Raw genomic sequence first — 1,302 nt, 5'->3', positions numbered from 1 at the left:
GCTCGCCCTCGCGCAGCGTGTCCACGCCCAGTATTACAGCGTGAACTACGACGCGCGTACCGTGGCGGCAATGGCTGCCGCTTTCGGCACGGAGACGGTGGCCGAGAGCTATTACCGGGAGCAGGTCGATGACATCCTGAAACATTACAACGCGGCGGAAGTGGCCACGGCAGGCATTTTCGCCTCCAAGTTTTTGGAGCATAAGGCCCTGTCCGACCTCGGTATCTGGTGCAGTAGCACGGAGAATTATTACTACCGCCGTATTTACCGCATGGTGGCGGAGAAAATCATGCCGAAGATATGGGTGGTGGCGAAGCTGATGCTCCGCTCGCCGCAGACGGCCATCCACTGGGGCAGCTATCTGATGAAGATATGTGATGAGACGAAAAGCCTCTGTATGCAGTTCGAGAGCGTGGTGACGAACAGCACGCTGACATTCTCGGATATCGTGTTCCTCGAAATCAACCGGGACATCGCCCCCTTGCTGAAACTCTCGGAAGTGGGCGGCATCGACTGGCAGCACCTGCTGGACGACCTTGCCAGTGTGCCGGGCCACTTCACGGGTGAAAATCTGAAAGAGGACATCGACCACCTTTACGACATGGGTGTCGGGCTTGCCACGGCGGGAATCAGCAATATCGGCGACGCCCTGCTGCAGACCAGCTCGTTCCATGACCTGATGGGCGGCAAGGTGGATGAAATCTTCAACCTGTACGACCATTACGGTGCCCTCTTCGAGCAGGTGGAGCATAACCTCGGCGGGCTGCTTATCGAAATGGTGGGCGGCGAGGACAATGTGGCGGGGCTGTTCGAACTGAGCGAGTACAACCTCACGTCATGGATGACCGACTATCTGGACGAGGTGGCCGGGAACTATTACACGCAACGGTGGTATATCGCCCGCTGGGACCAAGGCAGCGTTTCGCTGTGCGACTATTATCCGCCGACGGATGACAACAGCATACTGAACGGCGGCGAGTGGACGCGCTTCAACACAAGCGACCCCGGCTTCTATCCCAACGCCTCGCAACGGGAGCAGGCACTCTCCAATTCGGAACGGTATGCCGGATGGTCAAGGAGCCGGGTACAGCAGCTCAATAACCGGAACGACGGCTACACCTATACCATCAATTACTGGCAGAGCGCTTACATCATCAGCCGGGGCGGCAAGCAGACGAAGAAGGCATACGCTTACGAGATACATGTCAGACAGAGCTGGAACCATGAGGAGGTCATCTACGAGGATGTGTTCGATTCCTACTCGATGGACCTGAACACGTTCAAGGCCGGGCTGAACGCCCG

The 1,302-nt window shown here is 57.5% G+C and carries 1 pseudogene; it reads left to right on the top strand.

Annotated features, from left to right (window positions below):
* Window positions 1-1,302: pseudogene (locus tag ACT8YW_RS18395) on the top strand (hypothetical protein); the annotation flags it as partial.

Source organism: Bacteroides sp., assembly GCF_052357945.1.
In the GTDB taxonomy this organism is placed as follows: domain Bacteria; phylum Bacteroidota; class Bacteroidia; order Bacteroidales; family Bacteroidaceae; genus Bacteroides.
Note: the sequence above shows the minus strand (reverse complement) of the source record. Positions and strands in the feature narration are given on the sequence as shown.